The sequence below is a fragment of the Undibacterium sp. Tian12W genome (genome assembly GCF_049339405.1).
GTDB lineage: Bacteria > Pseudomonadota > Gammaproteobacteria > Burkholderiales > Burkholderiaceae_D > Undibacterium.
In genome coordinates this window covers 90,460-111,527 of sequence record NZ_JBMPPK010000003.1, presented here as the reverse complement: position 1 = coordinate 111,527, position 21,068 = coordinate 90,460, and the positions used below count along the sequence as shown (strand labels likewise).

At 49.2% G+C, this 21,068-nt stretch carries 18 protein-coding genes; 3 read left to right on the top strand and 15 right to left on the bottom strand.

What is annotated here, in order from left to right; genetic code table 11:
• Positions 1-35: 35 nt before the first annotated feature.
• The 3 genes from ACO0LI_RS04595 to ACO0LI_RS04585 all read right to left on the bottom strand — a co-directional run bounded on the left by ACO0LI_RS04595 (position 36) and on the right by ACO0LI_RS04585 (position 1,442).
• Complete coding sequence (locus ACO0LI_RS04595) at positions 36-395, bottom strand: 5-carboxymethyl-2-hydroxymuconate Delta-isomerase (protein ID WP_423031193.1); 360 nt, start codon at positions 393-395, stop codon at positions 36-38.
• Positions 396-433: 38 nt separating this feature from the next.
• Positions 434-919 carry a GNAT family N-acetyltransferase gene (locus ACO0LI_RS04590; RefSeq protein ID WP_423031191.1) on the bottom strand — a complete coding sequence of 162 codons (486 nt, stop codon included), beginning with the start codon at positions 917-919 and terminating at the stop codon, positions 434-436.
• A 97-nt stretch (positions 920-1,016) separates the two neighbouring features.
• Positions 1,017-1,442 carry a hypothetical protein gene (locus ACO0LI_RS04585; RefSeq protein WP_423031189.1) on the bottom strand — a complete coding sequence of 142 codons (426 nt, stop codon included), beginning with the start codon at positions 1,440-1,442 and terminating at the stop codon, positions 1,017-1,019.
• 171 nt (positions 1,443-1,613) lie between these two features.
• On the opposite strand from ACO0LI_RS04585, the gene ACO0LI_RS04580 reads away from it, so the two are divergent.
• Positions 1,614-2,294 carry a MarC family protein gene (locus ACO0LI_RS04580; RefSeq protein ID WP_423031187.1) on the top strand — a complete coding sequence of 227 codons (681 nt, stop codon included), beginning with the start codon at positions 1,614-1,616 and terminating at the stop codon, positions 2,292-2,294.
• 135 nt (positions 2,295-2,429) lie between these two features.
• On the opposite strand, the gene ACO0LI_RS04575 is transcribed toward ACO0LI_RS04580, so the two are convergent.
• The 9 genes from ACO0LI_RS04575 to ACO0LI_RS04535 all read right to left on the bottom strand — a co-directional run bounded on the left by ACO0LI_RS04575 (position 2,430) and on the right by ACO0LI_RS04535 (position 14,810).
• Positions 2,430-2,735 (bottom strand): hypothetical protein, encoded by a 306-nt coding sequence (locus tag ACO0LI_RS04575; protein ID WP_162040187.1) that lies wholly within the window; start codon positions 2,733-2,735, stop codon positions 2,430-2,432.
• 99 nt (positions 2,736-2,834) lie between these two features.
• Positions 2,835-4,376 (bottom strand): SpoVR family protein, encoded by a 1,542-nt coding sequence (locus ACO0LI_RS04570; RefSeq protein ID WP_423031185.1) that lies wholly within the window; start codon positions 4,374-4,376, stop codon positions 2,835-2,837.
• Positions 4,377-4,384: 8 nt separating this feature from the next.
• A complete protein-coding gene (locus ACO0LI_RS04565) occupies positions 4,385-5,656 on the bottom strand; it encodes a YeaH/YhbH family protein (protein ID WP_423031183.1) in 1,272 nt (423 codons plus the stop codon).
• 56 nt (positions 5,657-5,712) lie between these two features.
• Positions 5,713-7,635, bottom strand: coding sequence for a PrkA family serine protein kinase (locus ACO0LI_RS04560; RefSeq protein WP_422951789.1), 1,923 nt, complete (start codon positions 7,633-7,635; stop codon positions 5,713-5,715).
• A gap of 432 nt (positions 7,636-8,067) precedes the next feature.
• The gene (locus ACO0LI_RS04555) at positions 8,068-10,368 is read right to left on the bottom strand and encodes a putative bifunctional diguanylate cyclase/phosphodiesterase (protein ID WP_422951788.1); all 2,301 of its coding nucleotides are present in this window, start codon (positions 10,366-10,368) and stop codon (positions 8,068-8,070) included.
• A gap of 466 nt (positions 10,369-10,834) precedes the next feature.
• Positions 10,835-11,647: an ABC transporter ATP-binding protein gene (locus ACO0LI_RS04550; protein ID WP_422951787.1), complete on the bottom strand. Its 813-nt coding sequence runs from the start codon at positions 11,645-11,647 to the stop codon at positions 10,835-10,837.
• A gap of 2 nt (positions 11,648-11,649) precedes the next feature.
• A complete protein-coding gene (gene ntrB, locus ACO0LI_RS04545; protein WP_423031181.1) occupies positions 11,650-12,549 on the bottom strand; it encodes a nitrate ABC transporter permease in 900 nt (299 codons plus the stop codon).
• A gap of 9 nt (positions 12,550-12,558) precedes the next feature.
• On the bottom strand, positions 12,559-13,728 hold the full coding sequence (locus tag ACO0LI_RS04540; RefSeq protein WP_423031528.1) for a CmpA/NrtA family ABC transporter substrate-binding protein: 1,170 nt from the start codon (positions 13,726-13,728) through the stop codon (positions 12,559-12,561).
• Positions 13,729-14,132: 404 nt separating this feature from the next.
• Positions 14,133-14,810 carry an ANTAR domain-containing response regulator gene (locus ACO0LI_RS04535; RefSeq protein WP_423031525.1) on the bottom strand — a complete coding sequence of 226 codons (678 nt, stop codon included), beginning with the start codon at positions 14,808-14,810 and terminating at the stop codon, positions 14,133-14,135.
• 144 nt (positions 14,811-14,954) lie between these two features.
• Between ACO0LI_RS04535 and tsaD the strand changes: the two genes are divergently transcribed.
• A complete protein-coding gene (gene tsaD, locus ACO0LI_RS04530; RefSeq protein ID WP_423031179.1) occupies positions 14,955-15,983 on the top strand; it encodes a tRNA (adenosine(37)-N6)-threonylcarbamoyltransferase complex transferase subunit TsaD in 1,029 nt (342 codons plus the stop codon).
• 17 nt (positions 15,984-16,000) lie between these two features.
• On the opposite strand, the gene ACO0LI_RS04525 is transcribed toward tsaD, so the two are convergent.
• The 3 genes from ACO0LI_RS04525 to ybaK all read right to left on the bottom strand — a co-directional run bounded on the left by ACO0LI_RS04525 (position 16,001) and on the right by ybaK (position 17,803).
• Positions 16,001-16,462 carry a cache domain-containing protein gene (locus ACO0LI_RS04525; protein WP_422951784.1) on the bottom strand — a complete coding sequence of 154 codons (462 nt, stop codon included), beginning with the start codon at positions 16,460-16,462 and terminating at the stop codon, positions 16,001-16,003.
• Positions 16,463-16,558: 96 nt separating this feature from the next.
• Entirely contained in the window at positions 16,559-17,224 is a 666-nt protein-coding gene (plsY, locus tag ACO0LI_RS04520; protein WP_422951783.1) for a glycerol-3-phosphate 1-O-acyltransferase PlsY, read from the bottom strand.
• Between the two features lie 87 nt (positions 17,225-17,311).
• Entirely contained in the window at positions 17,312-17,803 is a 492-nt protein-coding gene (gene ybaK / locus ACO0LI_RS04515; protein WP_422951782.1) for a Cys-tRNA(Pro) deacylase, read from the bottom strand.
• Positions 17,804-18,408: 605 nt separating this feature from the next.
• Between ybaK and ACO0LI_RS04510 the strand changes: the two genes are divergently transcribed.
• Positions 18,409-21,009 carry a TonB-dependent receptor plug domain-containing protein gene (locus ACO0LI_RS04510; RefSeq protein ID WP_422951781.1) on the top strand — a complete coding sequence of 867 codons (2,601 nt, stop codon included), beginning with the start codon at positions 18,409-18,411 and terminating at the stop codon, positions 21,007-21,009.
• Positions 21,010-21,068: the final 59 nt, after the last annotated feature.

Here is a 21,068-nt window from a genome sequence, read left to right as displayed (position 1 = left end):
CTGTGGCTTTATGCTGTGACTATATGATGGCCTTATCAATTAGCCAGATGCGCCTTTGCATACGTTTCCTTGTCAATTTCCAGCACCTCAACACAAAGCTGCACATCCAGCCCCTGCGGCCAGGCTTGTGCAGCCTGTATAACTGCCAGCACACGCTCTGACAATTCACGTTTGACTTCGGTGCTGCGCCCTTTCAATATCACCAGCCTGGCATGCAAAAAAGCGCGCGCAGCAGGCGCGGTGCCAATGACCACCTCATCAAAGCGGATTGCCCGGCTCTTGATATCGATCTCCTTGAAATGACCTGTCTCAGCTAAAGATTCATTAATTTGCAATAGTAACTCCCTGGCTTGCAAGGGCAGATTACTGGAATATTCTAAGGTCAGATGAGGCATGTTTTCTTTCTGATGATTTGAGAAAATGTGGCTGAATTTTATAACGTGACCTGCATGAGCAGATAAGAATTTCTGATATCAGTCTGCACAAAACCGCAAGAGCCATACATGCCAGCAGCCGGGTTTTGTGGATGCACGGTCAGAGAAACCTGTTCTATGCCACGCTGGCGCGCCGCATCCAATGCGGCCAGCATCATTAATTTGCCATAGCCCTTGTGCTGCCAGTCGGGCAAAAGCGCGATGCCGAGTTGCGGTGTATGTTCATTGATATACGCCAGCCCCATGCCGTCTGGAACGAGACGCATCCAGCATGCGCCTATGGGAGCAGCTTCGTCCTCAATGTTGGCGATGACGCCTATATCGCTGGCACGCCCCCAGTCTTCTGCATAGATGCGTACATGAGGCAGTTGCAGGGTTTCCAGCGGGCGCAAACCCGCGGGCGGCGGGTCCCACAAAGCGACGTGCAGAAAATTCCAGAGCAAGTCCTGATGCTCAGGAAGTAAGGGAGAGAAACTGATGCTCATGAGTTTGCCGGGCCTGGGGTAAAGATTGCCTATGACTTTCTATTTTAAGCAAATACCCAGCTTCTTGCACTTAAGTCGATGCCATGCCTGCAAAATTTTATGAACGAGATACGGCAAGCCCGGCAGAAGCGCTGGCTTTCTTCAATTCTTCTTCAGCGTTACATCCGCCTACCTGCTCAGTGTCGAAGATGCGCGGTTCCCATTTACTTTCCATCAGGGATATTTTCTTGGCTGTGAGGTAGTAGCGGGTGCATGGCTGCACATCGAGAGCCAGTGTCTTCTGGGTCGGCAGACGTGAGCTGGAATGACGAAGCTCCAGCGTCACCAGATGCTTGCCGGGCGTCACCGACACCGGGCCCTGGAAATAATAAGTCTGATCAACAGCCACGATACGAACCGGGTATTCATGATCAATCAGGGGGCGGTCAGGTTTGCCGCTCAGATAAGAAAGAGGAGCCGTCGTCTCACAGGCCGCAAGCAAAGTCAGGGTTGCTACAGCGGCCAATTTACATAAGGAGTTCATCTATTTTCTGCCACGGAATTGCTGTAAATTACAGTGTAAGAACATTGTAGGCCATGCTGCCATCGCCAGCCATGAACAAAAAGTATCAATTTGTACTTCAAAGCCTGACCTGACAGTCGCGGTAGCCGGATTTCTGATGCATAATCATTAGCCCATATTCAAGGAGTGTACATGAGCATCACGATGATCATATTTTTCAAGGCCCTGATCGTAGTACCGATCACCTTGCTGCCCATCCTGAACCCCATTGCCATTGCCCCTATTTTCTTGTCCATGACAGGACCAATAGAGCCGCCGCTGGCTAACCGGCTGGCAAAACGCATTGCCCTGAATTGTTTTTTTCTGCTCATGGGCGCTATCTTCATCGGTTCTTATGTACTGGATTTTTTTGGCATCTCCCTGCCCATCGTCCGGGTCGCCGGTGGTATCGTGGTTGCCATGGCGGGCTGGAAATTGCTGAACGACCAGGGCCAGGATAATTTGCGTAATTCTGTCGCCGCATCCCATGGCGGCAGCTGGACCCGGGAAGAACTGCGCCGCCGCAGTTTTTATCCATTCAGCTTCCCCCTGACAGTAGGGCCAGGCACGATCGCCGCTTCAGTCACGCTGGGTACGCAGATGCCGCACAAGCCGGTAGACTGGATCATTACCGGCATCGCCTCACTGATAGGGGTATTGCTGACCAGCCTGGTCATTTACCTGTGCTATCGCTTTGCCCGCAATATGGAGAGAATACTGGGTGATGTCGGCGCTATCGTCTTGTTGCGCCTGTCTGCCTTTATTTTGCTGTGCATAGGCATAGAAATTGGCTGGGCTGGTGTGTCTGATTTGCTGGGGGATTTAAAGCACTAAGAAGTAACAATAGCAATAATAAGCAACAAGCTGAGCAATAAGCACATGACAGGTATAAACCTGGTCATGTGCTTCATGTGCCTCATTTGCTATTAACACTCTCTCTGAACGAGAGAGTAGTTTACTTATTCCTACTTATTCCGCGTTGGATACCGGCTCATTGAGCATCAGGGCATGCTCGACTATCTCGGTTTCGTCACCAATACGGCTATTCCAGGCGCGTACAAAATAATTCTTTTCTGCCTGCGTCGGCGCATCGTACCAGATCACCATCAGCGTGCCTTTGTGATCATGTATCTTGGCCAGCTTGGTAATACACACGGTATTGCCATCAATATCTGCCAGCCCCATCGCATAACCATAGACACGGCTCAGGCGTTCTATACGGTCTGGTTCGGTTTCGCTGTTAGTGGCAGAAATTTTTGGGTGGTCCAGATACATGGCGCGTCTCCGTCTTCTGATAATCGTTTTTCATTCTAACTGATAGACAGCACTGTCGCTACCGGGATTTAAGCGCATCGCCCTGCCAGCCTCAAAAACTCAGGGCCTGTTGCGTTTTTCCCATTTGCATTCCTGCCTTGCCAGGACTTTGGACTCAGGATCAACCGTTTCCAGATACACATCAAAACCCCATAATCTGGCCACGTGCTTGAGCATTTCGCCTGTTTGCGGGTTCAACGGGCGACGCAGGTATTGGGTATGGCGCAGGGTCAGGGCCCTGTCCCCCTGCATATCGACTGACCAGACCTGGATATTGGGTTCGCGGTTGCCGAGATTATATTGTCCAGCCAGTTGCTCGCGCAGATAACGGTAGCCATGCTCATCATGAATCGCAGAAATCAGCAATTTATCCTTGCTGTCATCATCGAGAATGGAAAAGAAATGAAAGTCACGCATCAGTTTCGGTGACAGATACTGGGCAATAAAGCTTTCATCCTTGAAATTGCGCATGGCAAACTGCAAGGTCTTTTGCCAGTCAGAACCGGCAAAGTCAGGAAACCATTCCCGGTCTTCCGCCGTTGGATCTTCACAGATGCGGCGGATATCGCGCATCATGGCAAAGCCCAACGCATATGGGTTGATGCCGTTAAAGTAGCGGCTGCCTACCGGTGGTTGATACACGACATTGGTATGGCTCTGCAAGAACTCCATCATGAAGCCATCGCCAACGACGCCTTCTTCGTACAGTTGTTGCAATATGGTGTAATGCCAGAAGGTAGCCCAGCCCTCGTTCATGACCTGGGTCTGGCGCTGCGGATAAAAATACTGCGACACCTTGCGTATGATGCGCACGATCTCACGTTGCCATGGTTCCAGCAGTGGAGAATATTTCTCGATGAAATACAAGAGATTTTCTTGGGGCTCTACCGGGAAACGTTGCTTGACCATACTCTCAGGTGCTTCATTACGCCGTGGTATGGTGCGCCACAAATCATTGACCTGGGACTGCATGTATTTTTCGCGCTCTTCCTGACGTTCCCGCTCTTCAGCCAGGGAAATGCGCGCCGGGCGTTTATACCGGTCAACCCCGTAATTCTGCAGGGCATGGCAGGAATCAATGATCAACTCTACCGCTTCCATGCCATAACGCTGTTCGCAGTCGGCAACGTAATTCTTGGCGAACAGCATGTAATCAATAATCGCCTCGGCATCCGTCCAGGTACGGAACAGGTAATTGCCTTTGAAAAAGGAATTATGTCCGTAAGCTGCATGCGCGATCACCAAAGCCTGCATGGTCAGGCTATTCTCTTCCATGAGGTAGGAAATACAGGGATTGGAATTGATGACTATCTCATAGGCCAGGCCCATTTGCCCGCGCTTGTAGCTTTTTTCTGTCGATAAGAAATGCTTGCCGAAAGACCAGTGGTTATAAGATACCGGCATGCCGACTGAGGCATAGGCATCCATCATCTGTTCAGCGGTAATGATCTCCAGCTGATTTGGATAGGTATCAAGGCCAAATTGCCCGGCTACGCGGCGTATTTCTTCGTGCGCCTGCTCTATCAGTTCGAAAGTCCATTCTGATTGTTCGGGCAAGGCGCGGGCATGTTTTTTCCTGGGGCTGACATGGTCGTTTTCCATGGATTACCTCATTTCGGCTGCTTCTTGAACAGTTCCCGAAAAACCGGATAAATATCCGCCGGTGTTTCTATTTTTTGCATCGCAAAGTGCGCACTTTGCTCGGCCACTTTTTCATATTCCAGCCACAGGTTTTGCGGCTGGCCATCGGTAATTTCTACATAGGCATAATATTGCACGAGAGGCATGATGCTATTGAGGAGCAATTGCTTGCAAGTGGCAGAATCATTGTCCCAATTGTCGCCATCCGAGGCCTGAGCCACATACACATTCCAGTCCGATGCAGCATAACGTTCACGCACAATTTGAGCGAGCAGGTTCAGGGCTGAAGAAACGATGGTGCCACCTGATTCACGCGAATGAAAAAAAGCGTCTTCATCCACTTCCAGCGCCGTCGTGTGATGGCGTATGAAGACAACTTCTATTTTTTCATAGGCGCGTGTCAAGAACAGGTAAAGCAAGATGAAGAAGCGTTTTGCCGTATCTTTTTTTTGCTCATCCATGGAACCGGACACATCCAGCAGACAAAACATCACACACTGGCTGGCGGGTTTGGGCACCTTGACACGGTTGCTGTAACGCAGATCAAATGGATCAAGAAAAGGGATGGCCAGCAAACGCATGCGCAGGTGATGTATTTCCTCTTTCAGCGCAACGAAGTGGGGTTCTTTGGGGTCCCCCCCTACTTCCAGCAAGACTGTCATTTCTTGTTCAGCATCCTTGAGTCTGCGGGCAGATTTACCGCCGACTGCTATCCGCCTGCCCATGGCACCGCGTAACGAGCGCAACACATGCAGGCTGGACGCCGTGCCCGAAGTTTTATAACCTGCACGCTGGCTCTTGAAATCGGTCGTCGAAGTGAGCTGGGTCTTGACCATATTGGGCAATTCCAGATCTTCGAAAAAGTAATTCATGAATTCTTCGCGCGACAATTGAAAAACAAAATCGTCTTCGCTGGGGTCTTCACTATTACCGCCCTGCCCTTTGCCAGAGCCGCCACTACCACCTTTGGGTCTGGCTACCTGGTCACCGCGCTGGTATTGTTCATTACCTGGCTGCACACCTTCCCAGACACCGCCATGGGCATGACCAAAACTCGGTTCACTGACATCCTTGACGGGGATGGAAATGCGCTCACCGCTTTCTATATCAGTGATAGAACGACCTTTAACTGCTCTGGCAACAGCATCCTTGATCTGCCCCTTATAGCGACGTAAAAAGCGTTCGCGATTCGGGGCAGACTTGTTTTTACCCTGGACACGCCGGTCAATCAAATGAACCAAAATGCTCTCCCGTTTGCCCTGAAATTTACTGCTTCACTCTTCTATTCATGCTGCGATCAGGAAGATTTCCTTACCCGCAAATACCATTCGCATAACAGGCGTACCTGTTTGGCGGTGTAGCCTTTGGCGACCATGCGTTCAACAAATTCCTGGTGCTTGTTCGAATCGTCGGCGCTGGCTTTGGCATTGAATGAAATGACAGGCAATAACTCTTCTGTATTCGAGAACATTTTTTTCTCGATAACAGTGCGCAGTTTTTCATAACTGGTCCAGGCTGGATTTTTACCGGCATTCTGCGCCCTCGCCCTCAGCACGAAATTGACGATTTCGTTGCGGAAGTCTTTAGGGTTGGAAATACCTGCCGGTTTTTCTATTTTCTCCAGTTCATTGTTCAGGGCATCGCGGTCAAAACTCTCACCGGTATCGGGATCGCGGAATTCCTGATCCTGTATCCAGAAATCGGCAAAGGTCACATAACGGTCAAAGATGTTCTGGCCATATTCGGAATAACTTTCCAGGTAGGCAGTCTGAATTTCCTTGCCTATGAATTCCGCATAGCGTTGTGCCAGATATTCCTTGATGTAGGACACATACTTTTGCTCAATCTCCGGCGCAAATTGCTCGCGTTCTATTTGCTGCTCCAGCACATATAGCAAGTGCACGGGGTTGGCCGCCACCTCGGTATTATCGAAGTTAAACACCTTGGATAAAATCTTGAAGGCGAAGCGTGTTGACAGACCATTCATGCCTTCATCAACACCGGCATAATCAGCATATTCCTGCCGTGACTTGGCCTTGGGATCAGTATCCTTGAGATTCTCGCCATCATAGACCTGCATCTTGCTGAAGATGCTGGAATTTTCTGGTTCCTTCAGACGTGACAATACAGCAAATTGCGCCATCATTTTCAGCGTGCCGGGCGCACATGGTGCTGCTGCCAATGAGGAAGTGCGTACCAGTTTGTCGTAGATTTTTATTTCATCATTGACGCGCAGGCAATACGGTACCTTGACGATATAAATACGGTCGAGAAAGGCTTCATTGTTCTTATTGTTCTTGAAGGTTTTCCATTCTGATTCATTTGAGTGAGCCAGTATGATGCCTTCAAACGGTATCGCACCAAAACCTTCTGTACCTTTGAAATTGCCTTCCTGCGTAGCAGTCAATAATGGATGCAAGACCTTGATCGGCGCCTTGAACATTTCCACGAATTCCATCAAGCCCTGATTCGCCAGGCACAAGCCACCTGAGTAGCTGTAGGCATCAGGATCATCCTGTGCATATTCTTCGAGTTTGCGGATATCGACCTTGCCCACGAGGGAAGAAATATCCTGATTATTTTCGTCTCCAGGCTCAGTTTTGGAAACTGCAATCTGCTTCAATACCGAGGGGTAGCGTTTGACCACACGGAATTGATTGATATCGCCATTGAACTCATGCAGGCGCTTGACCGCCCATGGGCTGGGTATATTTTTCAGGTAACGGCGTGGGATACCAAAATCTTCTTCGAGCAAAATCCCGTCTTCATCTTCGTTGAACAAACCGAGAGGCGATTCATTAACGGGCGAACCCTTGATGCAGTAGAAGGGTATCTTCTCCATCAGCGATTTCAGCCTTTCAGCGATGGACGATTTACCGCCACCGACAGGACCCAGAAGATACAGGATTTGCTTGCGCTCTTCCAGACCTTGCGCAGCATGGCGGAAGTAGGAAACGACTTGTTCTATGACTTCTTCCATGCCGTAAAATTCACGGAAGGCAGGATAGATCTTGATGACTTTATTTGAGAAGATGCGTGACAGCCGCGAGTCATGCCGGGTATCAACCAGCTCAGGCTCACCGATGGCAGCCAGCATACGCTCCGAAGCGCTGGCATATACCAACCTGTCCTTCTTACAAAGATCCAGGTATTCCTGCATGGAATACTCTTCTTCACGAGTACGTTCATACCGCGCGGTGTAGTTGTCAAAGATATTCATCCCGACCTCCATGGATAAGAAGAAAACTTGCAAATACCGAACCGGTCTGGTGGCAATTCAAATCAAACTGATCACATCAAATTAATTGCCAGCCAGCACACTACAACTTTAGTGTAGTTGAAATTATCAAAACGTGCAGACGAAATTGTTACTCTGTGCAAAATGTTGGAAATAAGCAAAACGAATTCAGTTACGCTAAATTTGTTAAATGAATTAAGTAAAGCGATTTAGGTTAAACGAATTAAGTTAACCCTACGCTTGAACATGATCACACACAAAGCATCAATCTACACTATCCAACGCAATTGCGTGGATGGCGTTGACAGCGAATGTTAATTTATGTGATGAACAATTCCGCAGATGCACAAATTTTTTATGCGCATTTCATCGCAAATCATTGATGCATATACGGGAAATATGACATGAAGAATGTCAGGCGAGTTTGAATTTATAAGATGGCGCAGCTTCTTTGGCTGGCATTTCAGTGAGCAGCAATTCCAGTGCGGAGACTTCGAGTGGCCTGTAATAATAATATCCCTGGAAGTAATCGCAGCCTATCTCTTTGAGGAACCGTTCCTGCTCTTCGTTTTCCACACCCTCGGCAACTGTGTGACAGGACAGGATATTGGCCAGTGAGATAATCGCCTTGATGATCATTTCGCTCTTCTTGTTATTGCCTATCTGGGCAACGAAGGAACGGTCAATCTTGACGCTTTGTGCCGGGAAATGGCTGAGCTTGGACAGCGATGAATAACCGGTACCAAAGTCATCAATCGCAATATTGAAACCGCGTGCCTTGAGTTCATCAAGATGATGTATGGTCAGGGCCTCATTGGCGATCAGGCCGGTCTCGGTAATTTCAAATTCGATATACGAAGGGGCAATATCATAACGGTTGCAACAATTATCTATCAGTTGCAGCAGGTCATTGCGGGCGATATCTGTGGCTGACAAATTCAGCGCAATTACGGGACAATCAGCAAAACGGTTGAGCCAGTCCCTGACCTGGCAACACACCTGGTTCATGACATAGTTGCTGATCAGGCGTATCAAGCCAGCGCGCTCGGCAATCGGAATAAATTCTGCCGGGGCGACATTGCCAAGGCTGGGTGATTCCCAGCGCAGCAAGGCTTCGAGGCCTGCGATCTTGCCATGCTTATCGACCTTGGGTTGATATACCAGGCGGAATTCATCCTGCTTGAGACCATTGACGATACCGACTTCAATCTCAACACTGCGGCGTATTTGCAGGGCATCTTCTTCATCGAACAAGGTGACACTCTGGTCACTGGAGCGGCGGGCAGTATCGAGTGCCACTTCGCTACGGCGTATCAGATCATCTGGATCAACATCTTCTGACCTCACCAGGGCGATACCGGCCGAGAACTGTATCAACAAATTTTCGCCATTGATTTCCAGCTCTTTGGGTAAATTATTTCTGACTTTTTCTACCAGTTTGATAATTTCACCTGGGGTACGCGAGTTCTCGACGACGAATGAAAACACGATACTGCGCAGGCGCGCGCAAAAACAATTCTTGGGCAAGGCACGTGACAATTCTTCAGCAAAACGGCGCAGCAGGATATCGCCAGTATGAGCACCAAACTGCTGGTTGGCATGACGTATGCTGTTCAGCCGGAAAGACACCAGGGCCGTGACTTTGGTCTCATCATTATTGGCAAACACGCCTTGCAGGTGGCTGCGCAACATGTCACGGTTGGGGAGATTGGTCAGTGCATCATGACGGCTCAGGTAATCTTCACGCTGCAAGCTCAGTTGCAGCGCATGGTGCATGGAATGCAGACCAGAAACATCGCGCAAGGCGACGATGTAGTGATCGGTAGAAGTCTGAGAAATATTTTCCAGTGCAACCAGCTTGCCATCACGTGTGCGGTAAGCCGACATGCGCATGTTTTCTGATTCTTCGGCATTCGGGCTTTTCAGACGCACACTGTTATCCAGTGACAACCAGCCAAACAAGGCACGGTCGCCATCATCATCCGCTTCACGTCCAAGTAAATTATTGGCCAGCTGGTTCGCCTGCAGGATTTGCCCGCTGGCGTCAGTCAACAGCAAAGCCGTGCCGGCATTCTGGAACACTTCTTCATACTGCGCGTGGCTGACTTCCAGCGCGGCACTGGCCTGGCGATAACGCAATGCTGATACATCAAGCTCATGCAAAACCCTGAACACAGCCAGCGGTACGCAGGTATTAAAGAACAAAAACAGCAATGACTGTATGTAGGTATTACTGGCAGGCAGGGTGACATCAAAGCCTGGCACATTGAACAGGGGCCGGTTCAATAACAATAAAAGAAAAGGCAGTACATTGAATGCCATCAGACCGATGGCGAGCCGGGTACCAAAGAACAGCCTGGCAATAATCGGGGTGGTATAGATGAAGATATAGCCAAACTTGGCTATTTCGAACTGATCGATGAGACAAACAATGGCGAATGCAGACGCATATACCGTGCCTATGAGTATAGCGGCACCGGCGCGCAGATGACGGGATGAATAGTACAGCCCCAATGCCAGCACCGCATAGAAAAAGCCAACCACCCACAACACCTGATAAGCACCAACTGCGATTGCGTCCAGGGAACTGTGAATCGCTACTGCCGCCTCCAGCACAAAGCCAGACATCAAAATGATACGTAGTGCACTTAATTTCCATGCAGCGTGCTCGGCAGGCGTTAATGCACTTTCATTAAGAAAAAGCCAGCGAAACATGTCATGCAATCAATATAAAAAGCCAGAACCTGTTGCGCATTCATGGAAAAAATACCTGCATTCTTGCGGCAAAACAATTATTTGCCCTGAGGTATCTCTGACCACATTCACATCAACAAATCCCTATGAATCTGTAAAAAAATGTTTCCAAAAGAATTAGGCATTCTCTCATAGATTTAATTGATTTCCGCACATATTGTCACAATTAGCCGCATTAAAAATGAAAACTATTTTTCATTTGGTGAATTAAACAGAGACTTATATTTCATATTGCCGCGCTTTTTAGGACAAAACATTCCAAACATTGCATTTAGATAATTTATTACATAACAGCAAATAAAATGCAGAAACGCCATTTCATTGCCAAAAAAATATGAAACGGCGATGATGACGGAGTTTTTACATGCTGGTGGTTTTAAAGAAACTCAGAACCACTGACTCCTGCAAATACTGCATTCAGTCAAGTTCAGGCGGCATCATGCACAGGATGTGATTGACGGTGATATAAGAACTCCAGCACTTGAGTACGGTAAGCTGCATATTGTGGATTTTGAGCCAGCGCTACGCGGTCACGTGGCCTGTCCAGATCGACTTTCAAGATGTCACCTATCGTCGCTGCCGGGCCATTGGTCAGCATGACGATACGGTCAGACAGCAATACCGCCTCATCCACATCATGCGTCACCATGACGACGGTGGATTGTGTTTTGGCAACGATCTTCAGCAATTCATCTTGCAGATGCGCACGCGTGAGGGCATCAAGAGCACCGAAGGGCTCGTCCATGAGCAAGACTTTTGGTTCTATCGCCAATGCGCGGGCGATGCCTACACGCTGCTTCATGCCACCAGAAATTTCATTCGGGCGTTTTTTCTCGGCATGCGTGAGACCCACCAGTGACAGAGCTTGCATGGTGCGCTTTTGCAGTTTCGTTCCATTCTCGGTTGCGCCAAATACCCGCTCCACCGCCAGGAAGACATTTTCATAGCAAGTTAGCCAGGGCAATAAAGAATGATTCTGGAACACCACGCCACGCTCTGGTGATGGACCAGAAATTTCCCTATGCGCGCACAGCAAAGTACCGGCACTGGCATTGGTCAAGCCAGCGATCAAATTCAACAGCGTCGATTTGCCGCAACCAGAGTGACCTATCAGGGTGATGAACTCACCCTTTTTGACATTCAGGTTGATATCGCGCAGTGCATGAAAACTACCTTTTTTGGTATTGAAGACCATCTCTACCTGATTGATCTCTATGTACTTGTTGTCGATTTCATTCATGATCATGTCCCCACATCTTCATAAGTAAAGGCGCGTGCGATTGCCACCAAAATTTGCTCCAGTATCAGCCCCACCATGCCGATGACGACGATGGCAATGATGATGTGTGGTACGTTCAGATTATTCCATTCATCCCAGACCCAGAAGCCTATGCCTACCCCACCTGTCAGCATTTCTGCAGCGACGATGACCAGCCAGGCCGTGCCTATCGCCAGCCGGACGCCCGTCAGCATATACGGCAATACCGAGGGCAGGAGAATACGGGTGATGATTTTCCATTCAGACAAATTGAGTACGCGGGCGACATTCATATAATCTTGCGGCACTCGCTGCACACCAATTGAGGTGTTAATGATCATAGGCCAGATGGAGCAGATGAAGATAGACCATATCGCCGCCGGATGAGCCGACTTGAATACCAGCAAACCTATGGGCAGCCAGGCCAGTGGCGAGACCGGTTTCAACAGGCTGATAATGGGATTGAACATACCGGACAAAAACTTGAAACGGCCTATCAAAAACCCCAGCGGTATACCTACCGCTGCAGCCAGGCCAAAGCCAACTGCGACCCGTTTGAGAGAGGCAAAAATATTCCAGCCTATACCCTGGTCATTTGGCCCCTTTTGATAAAAGGGATCAGAAAACACCTTGATGGCTTCCTGCAAAGTCACCCATGGTGAAGGGAAAGTCGTGTTCTTGATTGCGATGATTTCCCAGATCAAAATCAGCATGCCTATGCCAAATAAAGGCGGCAACACACTCAGGAAAAATGGCCGTAACGAGCGTGGTCTTTTTTCTGCTTTGGATTTGATTTCCTTTACCACGTTAATTTCCGTCACTGTAGTTGCTGCGCTGCTGGTATCATCTGCGGCAGACATTGCACTATGCACCAAGGTATTCATGACAACTCCTTAAGCCTTGATTTTGAAAGAAGCTGCGTAGGCAGCCGGGTTCTTGCCATCCCAGACCGTACCGTCCATGAACTTGCTGTTGCGCATGGGGTCTTTTGGTACGGATACCTTGGCCATGGTCGCAGCATCTTTGTAGATATCGATGCGGTTAACCGCTTTTGCCACCGCCAGGTAATCCGGGTCCGCTTTCAGCAAACCCCAGCGCTTGTGCTGAGTCAGGAACCACATGCCATCTGACAGATAAGGGAAATTCACTGCACCGTCATTAAAGAATTTCATGTAGTTGGGATCATCCCAGGTCTTGCCCAGGCCATTCTGGTAGCGTCCCAAAATACGCTGGTTGATGACATCGACAGAAGTATTCACATAGGATTTATCGGCAATGGTTTCTGCCATCTTGGTCTTGTTGGACAGGGACGCATCTATCCAGCGGCTGGCATCGAGAATCGCAGCCACCATGGCACGCGCCGTGTTTGGATATTTCTGAACGAATTCAGAAGTAGTGCCCAATACTTTTTCTGGATGGTCTTTCCAGATGTCCTGTGTCGTTGCCGCGGTGATACCTATGCCGTCTGCAATCGCCCTATGGTTCCAGGGTTCACCTACGCAATAACCATCCATATTACCGACCCGCATATTTGCCACCATTTGCGGTGGTGGTACGGTAATGACCTTGGCATCTTTCATGGGGTTGATACCGTGGGCAGCCAGCCAGTAATACAACCACATCGCATGGGTGCCAGTAGGGAAAGTCTGGGCAAAAGTGTATTCTCGCTTGTCGCTTTGCATGAGCTTGGCCAGGCCAGCGCCATCTACAGCGCCCTTCTCTGCCAGCTTCTTCGACAAGGTAATCGCCTGGCCGTTATTGTTCAGCGTCATCAGCACGGCCATGTCTTTTTTATTGCCGCCTACCCCGAGCTGCACACCATAGATCAGGCCATATAAAACATGGGCAGCATCCAGCTCGCCATTGACGAGTTTGTCACGCACGCTGGCCCAGGAAGATTCTTTGCTTGGGATAATCTTGATACCGTATTTTTTATCAAAACCCAGCACCGATGCCATCACCACCGAAGCACAATCAGTCAGCGGAATGAAGCCTATGTGCACCTCTTCTTTTTCTGGCTTGTCTGATCCCGCAGCCCATACCCCACCGGTACTCAAGCCCATGATGCCTGCCCCGCTTGCCAGTGCGGCAGTTTGCAAGAAACTGCGACGTTTGAAATTAGGTTCATTTTCTTCCTGCGTCTTGATGAGATTATTAGAAGTTTCCTGATTCGACATGTCTGCACTCCAGCTAAATTGATTTCTATAATGAAAAAAAGTGTCGTTCCACCATGGATAAACCGGATGGAAAGACACCTTTGTCTTGTGAGGTGACCGCCGTTAGTCAGACTCACATTTTTTCTGAAGCGCCAGCTTTGGCACTTTCTTTAGCTACAGCAATTGCCGTGCCAGCTTAAATTAAAGGACTCGGCTCTTCATGCCAATACTATGAAGCGAAATCCTCTTAAAAATACCAGTTGCTGCGCACTCAAATGACGCAACGCACCATTTGCATGCACAAGCTTGGCTCAGCCACCGAGCAAATCCACCACATCCAGCATGCGCTGCGCCAGATCCACCAGCTTCAGGTTTTTTTCCATGGCTTGCTTGCGCATTTTTTGATAGGCCTCGTTTTCTGAAAGATGATGGCGCTCCATCAGCAGCCCCTTGGCACGTTCTATTGTTTTGCGTTCCTGCAGCTTGGCCTTGGTATCGGATAATTCACTACGCAGCTTTTGATCTGCATTGAAACGCGCCATGGCGACATCCAGCACAGGCTTGATGCGCTCAGACTGCAAACCGGCCACCACATAGGCCGAGACGCCAGCTTCCATGGCCGCGGCCATATTCGACTGGTTGCCATCTTCAGTGAACAAGACGATGGGGCGAGGCGCATCGCGGGTCAGCATGACCATATGTTCCAGCACATCACGCGAATCAGACTCGGCATCAATAATGATCATGTCTGGCTGCAACTGGGCGATGCGCTCGCTCATATAGATGTCGCCAGGAATAACGGCGATGATGTTATAACCCGCTTGCAGCAAGCCTATGCGCAAAGCGCGTGAGCGGGCCAATTGTGCCTGGGCGTGTTCCTGCAACTCGTCTTCGCGCTGGATGACCGTGTTCACCACCACAATCCGCAGACTGGTTGATGCTGGTGTTGCCGGTGTTGTCGCTTCGTCAGTATTTTCTTTGCCGCGCATTGATGGCCCATGCCAGATATAATTACGTTTACCAGCAATAGCAAGAATCACACCAATCCCTGCGCTGGAATACAAGCGGCCAATCACTTGCATTCTTGCCATGCCTATGTCATTCGCTTGCTTTTCCCTTACTTAGAAACAGATATGATAGTTCTTGGCGTTGAATCCTCCTGTGACGAAACCGGCCTGGCCTTGTATGACACAGAGCGCGGCCTGCTTGCGCATGCCCTGCATTCGCAAATCGCCATGCACCAGGAATATGGTGGTGTCGTGCCCGAACTGGCGTCACGCGACCACATACGCCGCGCCCTGCCCCTGCTGACTGAAGTGCTGACTAAGTCTGGCACAGACAAACAGGCCATCGATGCGATTGCCTATACCCAGGGGCCTGGCCTGGCTGGTGCCTTGCTGGTTGGTGCCTCTGTTGCCTGTGGCCTCAGCATGGCAATGGATAAGCCCGTGCTCGGTGTTCATCACCTGGAAGGCCATCTGTTGTCTCCCCTGCTGGCCAGCCAGCCACCAGAATTTCCCTTCATTGCCTTGCTGGTCTCTGGCGGGCATACCCAGTTGATGCGGGTGGATGGCGTTGGTCGTTACCAGCTATTGGGAGAAACCCTGGACGATGCGGCAGGTGAGGCTTTTGACAAGTCAGCCAAATTGCTGGGTTTGTCTTATCCCGGCGGACCGGCTATCTCGCGCATGGCAGAGTTTGGTGACCCGGCGGCTTACCAGTTCCCGCGTCCCATGCTGCATTCCAAGGACTTGAACTTCAGTTTCTCTGGCTTGAAGACAGCGGTACTGACAGTCGTCAAAAACCACCCGGCAAATATCTGTGAGCAAGACAAGGCAAATATTGCACGTGGTTTTGTCGATGCGATTGTCGCCGTGCTGACCGCCAAGTGCGTCACCGCGATGAAAGAAAGTGGACTGAAGCGCTTGGTGATCGCTGGCGGTGTTGGTGCCAACCAGCAGTTACGTGCATCCCTGAATGCGGCAGCAGCGAAGAAGCGTTTCCAGGTGTATTACCCTGAGCTGGAGTTTTGCACCGACAATGGCGCAATGATCGCCTTTGCCGGTGCCATGCGCCTGAAAAACAATCCGGGCCTGGCGACCAGGGATTATGGTTTTAATGTGAAGCCGCGCTGGCCCTTGCAGGAATTGATTGCCGCCTGATTTTATCTACGGCAGTACTATTTATAGATGCCGCAGCCGACGATCACATTCTCGAATTTCTCCACATACATGGACTTGGGTTCGATCTGCTTGGTCGTGGGATTAACGAATTTATAATCCTGCCAGGCTTTGCCCTTGGCTTTGACCAGTTCTATACGCTCACGTATAAAAAATTTGCCATCGACATCGGTGAGGTCAAACATCTCCTTGCCTACCATCTTGGGATTCAGGTGGGCGAGATTTTTGCCATTCATGTCATACACAACGACATATAAGTCACGATCCTGATACTGACCATCGCGCTTGTTGATCTCGGCTACAGCCGCCTCGACACCATGCTTTTTCATCGCATCGATGGCTTTTTGCACCATGGCCTTGGCCTCATTGGCACTGCCATGCTCCGCTGCCTGAGCCGGAAAACTCATCAAGCCCAGAGTGAACACGCCTGCCATCCAAAGTTTCACAAATCGCGTCAGCATAAGCAAACCCCTCATTTATGAATTAAAAAGCATGGAGCTTTTTAAGCATAAGTGAGGGGTAGCGAATAATCTAGATTTATTTACAATATTTAAGACTTATTTTTGCTTGTCCTGCTTTTTATCTTCTTTCTTGTCGTCTTTCTTGTCATCTTTCACTGCCGTCTTCTTGCTACCCAGACGGCTTTCCTTGCCTGCGATCAGGTTCGCGATATTCTGGCTATGGCGATACACCAGCAGCCCGCTCATCACGGCAATGGCCGCCATTTTGATGTCAGGCCCAAACAAGAGACCATAATAAAAAGGCGCAAATATCGCTGCGACCAGGGCTGCGAGTGAAGAGTAACGGAAAGCAAACGCCACCATCATCCAGCTCACCAGCGTCGCCACACCCAGCCAGATATCAATGCCGATCAAGATACCGGCTGCGGTTGCTACGCCTTTGCCGCCAACGAACTTGAAAAATACTGGCCACAAATGACCGATGAACACTGCCAGAGCAACGATGGCAACGCCGGTGTCACCAAGATCAAACTGATCCTGGTAGTGGATTGCCAGCCATACCGCCAACCAGCCCTTGAAGGCATCGCCCAACAGCGTCAACACCGCTGCGGCCTTGTTCCCGCTACGCAGTACATTGGTCGCTCCCGGGTTTTTTGAGCCATACGTGCGCGGATCAGCCAGGCCAAACAGCTTGCTGACCACCACTGCAAACGACAGTGAACCGATCAGGTAAGCGGCAACTGCCGCCAGTATTGTATTCATCTTATTCCTTCATTTCTTTAAGCTTCGCAAGTATAAGCCAGGCTAGTAGCAGAATCAGCTAGCCTGGCAAAATTCTTGGAACTGGATTCATTCGTCGATGGCACAATCGACTGGCCGTGCCTGCAACAGACTTTCCAGCAAGCCGGGGGCTATGCCTATCAGATAGCCGCGCTGGCCACCGTTGATATAAATTTTTGGCAGGGCCAGTATGCTGCGCTCTACATAAACAGGCATGGCCTTTTTAGTGCCAAAGGGGGACGTGCCACCAACCAGGTAACCTGAATGCTTTTGCGCATTTTCAGGCTTGCAGGGTTCGACTGACTTGCAGCCTATCTGCCGGGCCAGGTTTTTGGTAGAAACCTTTTTGTCCCCATGCATGAGCACGATCATGGGTTTGGCAGCGTCATCCTGCATGACCAGGGTTTTCACAACGTGGTGCTCATCCACACCGAGTTCACGGGCTGACACCGAAGTACCACCATGTTCTTCATACGCATACGGGTGCTCGGTAAACTCAGCCTTGTGCTTGCGCAGCAACTGGGTTGCCTGGGTGACTGATACATGTTCTTTCTTGGCCAAATTACACTCTCAAAAACAGGATTTGCTAAAAGATAAGCGCAAATTATATCGTTTCAACATGCCAGGCTGGCACGCAATAACAGATTAAAAATCACTTTATTTTGAGTCCGGGTACTTAACTCATTTGATGTACAAACTGACAAACTAAAAAACAGCCAGCGCAGATGCTTATCAGTCTGGTGCAAGCTGCGAATTACCTAGCATAGCTATACGCATAAAAGAAAAATGTATATTTGCACTACAAATATACATTTTTATCAAGATGCCAAATGACAAATAAAAGAAACACAAAATAATGTCAGGAAAATAAGCAAAATTACGAATTCTCATGTCTGAAAAAATCATTTACAAAATTTAATCTTTATTAAATGCTTAATATTTTTTTCCGTCGCGAGTAAGCAACAATTATTAACAATCCAGTTACATTCCATTACATAATACCGCGCAAACCAGAGGGTCATTCTGGTTTTGCCTGCATGGCTAAAAAAATATAACAGGTCATGCAGTTAGCTCTATCGGTGCTGATCAAGCCGACCATACAACAGCAAAACGGTTTGATTGTTGCCGATAAAATTAATAACAACTTAAGGTGGAAGTGAAAATATATGTACCTGAAAGAAAAAAAAGCTTCTCAATTGGTGCGTACTGCCCTGTGCCTGATGGCCGGCTCTATGCTCACCATGAACGGTTACGCGCAAGCCGTTACAGAGGAACCTGCAAAACTGCAAAAAATTGAAATTACCGGTTCAAACATTAAACGTGTGCAGACCGAAGGTGCCTCACCGGTACAGATCATTACCAGAGCAGAGCTGGAAAAAACAGGTGCCACCAGCTTGTCATCTGTTATTCAAAATCTTTCGTCAAACAATGCCGGTGCCCTGACCGGTGTTGAATACAACGGTTTCTCTCCAGGCGCAACGACTGCATCCCTGCGTGGCCTGGGTAGCGGCGCCACCCTGGTACTGGTCAATGGCCGCCGTATTGCACAATATGGCATTACCGGCTTCCAGTCACAATTTGCCAATCTCGACGCGATACCTGTTGGTGCCGTTGATCATATCGATGTCTTGCTCGATGGCGCATCTGCAATCTATGGTTCAGAAGCGATCGCAGGCGTGATCAATATCTGGCTGAGAAAAGACTACACTGGCAGCGAAGTCAAGGTCAGCGGTGGCACAACCTCTCACGGCAAGGCAAAATCCAAAGACTTCAATCTCTCCTATGGCATGGGTGATATTGCAGCAGATAAGTTTAATCTGATGGGCTTTTTCGAGCATCACGACTCTGATGCCCTGTCCATGCGCGACATCAATGCCTATAACAGCCAGGATTACCGTGGCTTTGGCATTACCAAAGGCGATCGCCGCACAGCTTACTCAGTACCCGGTAATGTCCTGATCAATAACGTCATTACTGCCCTGCCAGGATGCCCTACTGCTAACCTGGCACCAAACGGCCGCTGCCTGCTGGATCGTTTTGACTGGACTGATGCGGTTCCAAAACGTTCCAACGATTCCATCTTCGCCCGTGGCGAATATCAATTCAGCGCGAATCACAGCTTCTTCATCGAAGCTGGTGTCACACAAATCAAAACCAATTTGCGTTTTGATCCGCAGTTTTATGCGAACGACGACGCTGGTACCTTCACGGTAGCTGGTGGCAAGAGTTACCTGGTGCGTACCGGCGACCTGGGTGCCCGCACTATCGATGTCAAGGATACTGAAACACGTGTCATCGGCGGTTTCAAAGGCGCATTGGGTAGCTGGGAATACGATACTTCCATCGGCTATCTGCAAAGTAAAGTCAACGTAGATCAACGCGGATTCATCATCACCGATCAGATGGAAGCCGCACTGGCAAATGGCACTTATGTGCCTGGCGCCGCCAACAATGCAGCTGATGTGCGCGCCAGAATCTCTCCTATGTTGAGACGCCAGGGCGAGAATAAAACCTGGTTTGCTGATCTGAAAGTCAGTAATTCTGAATTGTTTGAATTGCCAGGGGGCTTTGCCGGTGGTGCTGCCGGTATTGAATACCGCCGCGAATCCACCAGTGACGTCGATGATCAGTACTTCCTGGATCAACGCGTTTATTCCATCGGTGGTTTGCCGAAGTTGCCATTCTCCAGCCGTAATGTCGCATCTGCTTATGGCGAGTTGAATTTGCCTGTACTGAAATCCCTGGAATTATCTACTGCGGTGCGTGCAGATAATTACAGTGTCGGTGGCAATTCTCTGACACCTAAGATAGGTGCAAAATGGAGTGTACTCCCTACGGTAGTCTTGCGCGGCACGATTGCAAAAGGCTTCCGCGCCCCTAACTTCCGTGAAATTTCTCCGTCTGTTTCAGTCGGTTTCTATAACGGTCAGCAAGATCCGGTACTGTGCCAGACTGGTAATGAACCAGACTGCAATATCTCGCTGAAGGCAAATATTTCTGGTAACGCTAACCTCAAGCCAGAAAAATCCACCAGCAACACTATCGGTATCGTATGGGAACCGGTCAAGGACTATAGCGTCACACTGGACTATTACAAAATAGAACGCCGTGATGAAATCAGCTCGCTGGACATCACCTATCTGCTGTCGAATCAGAAAGACCCTAACTTCGCGAAATTCATCACACGCGACAAAGGTGGTCATATCACTGAAGTAAGCCTGCCATACATCAACATCGGCAAGACCCAGGTCAGCGGCTTTGATCTGGACTTCAAGGGCAAACAGAATCTGGGTGAATACGGCAAATTGAACTTCCGTTCAAAAATGTCACTGACCAGGGAATATCTGACAACGCCATTCCCGGATAGCGAAACTGTCGATTACAACAAGACTTATAGCCAACCTGAATTCCGTGGTTCCCTCGCAGTTGGTTGGGAAAAAGGTCCATGGTCACATGAGGCATCTGGTAACTATATCTCGGGTTATGACTATGTTGGTACGCCAGCAGACAGCTGTAAGATTGACATCATTTATGGTGCACCAACTTCCTACTGCCGCGTAGCTGCAACTACTACCTGGAACTGGTTCACCGGTTACAAGGGCTTCAAAAACATGGAACTGGCATTGAACATCTCCAATCTGTTTGATACAAAGCCACCATTTGATGCCCGTAGCGCGCTGAACAATGGTTCATTCCCATACAACTCAGGTTATAACAGTCCATTTGGCCGTCGTTTCCAATTCTCTGTTAAATACGCGTTCAAATAATCAAAGCGATTATTGAAAAAACACGCAGCATTGCATCCATGTACAAGTAAATACAGGAT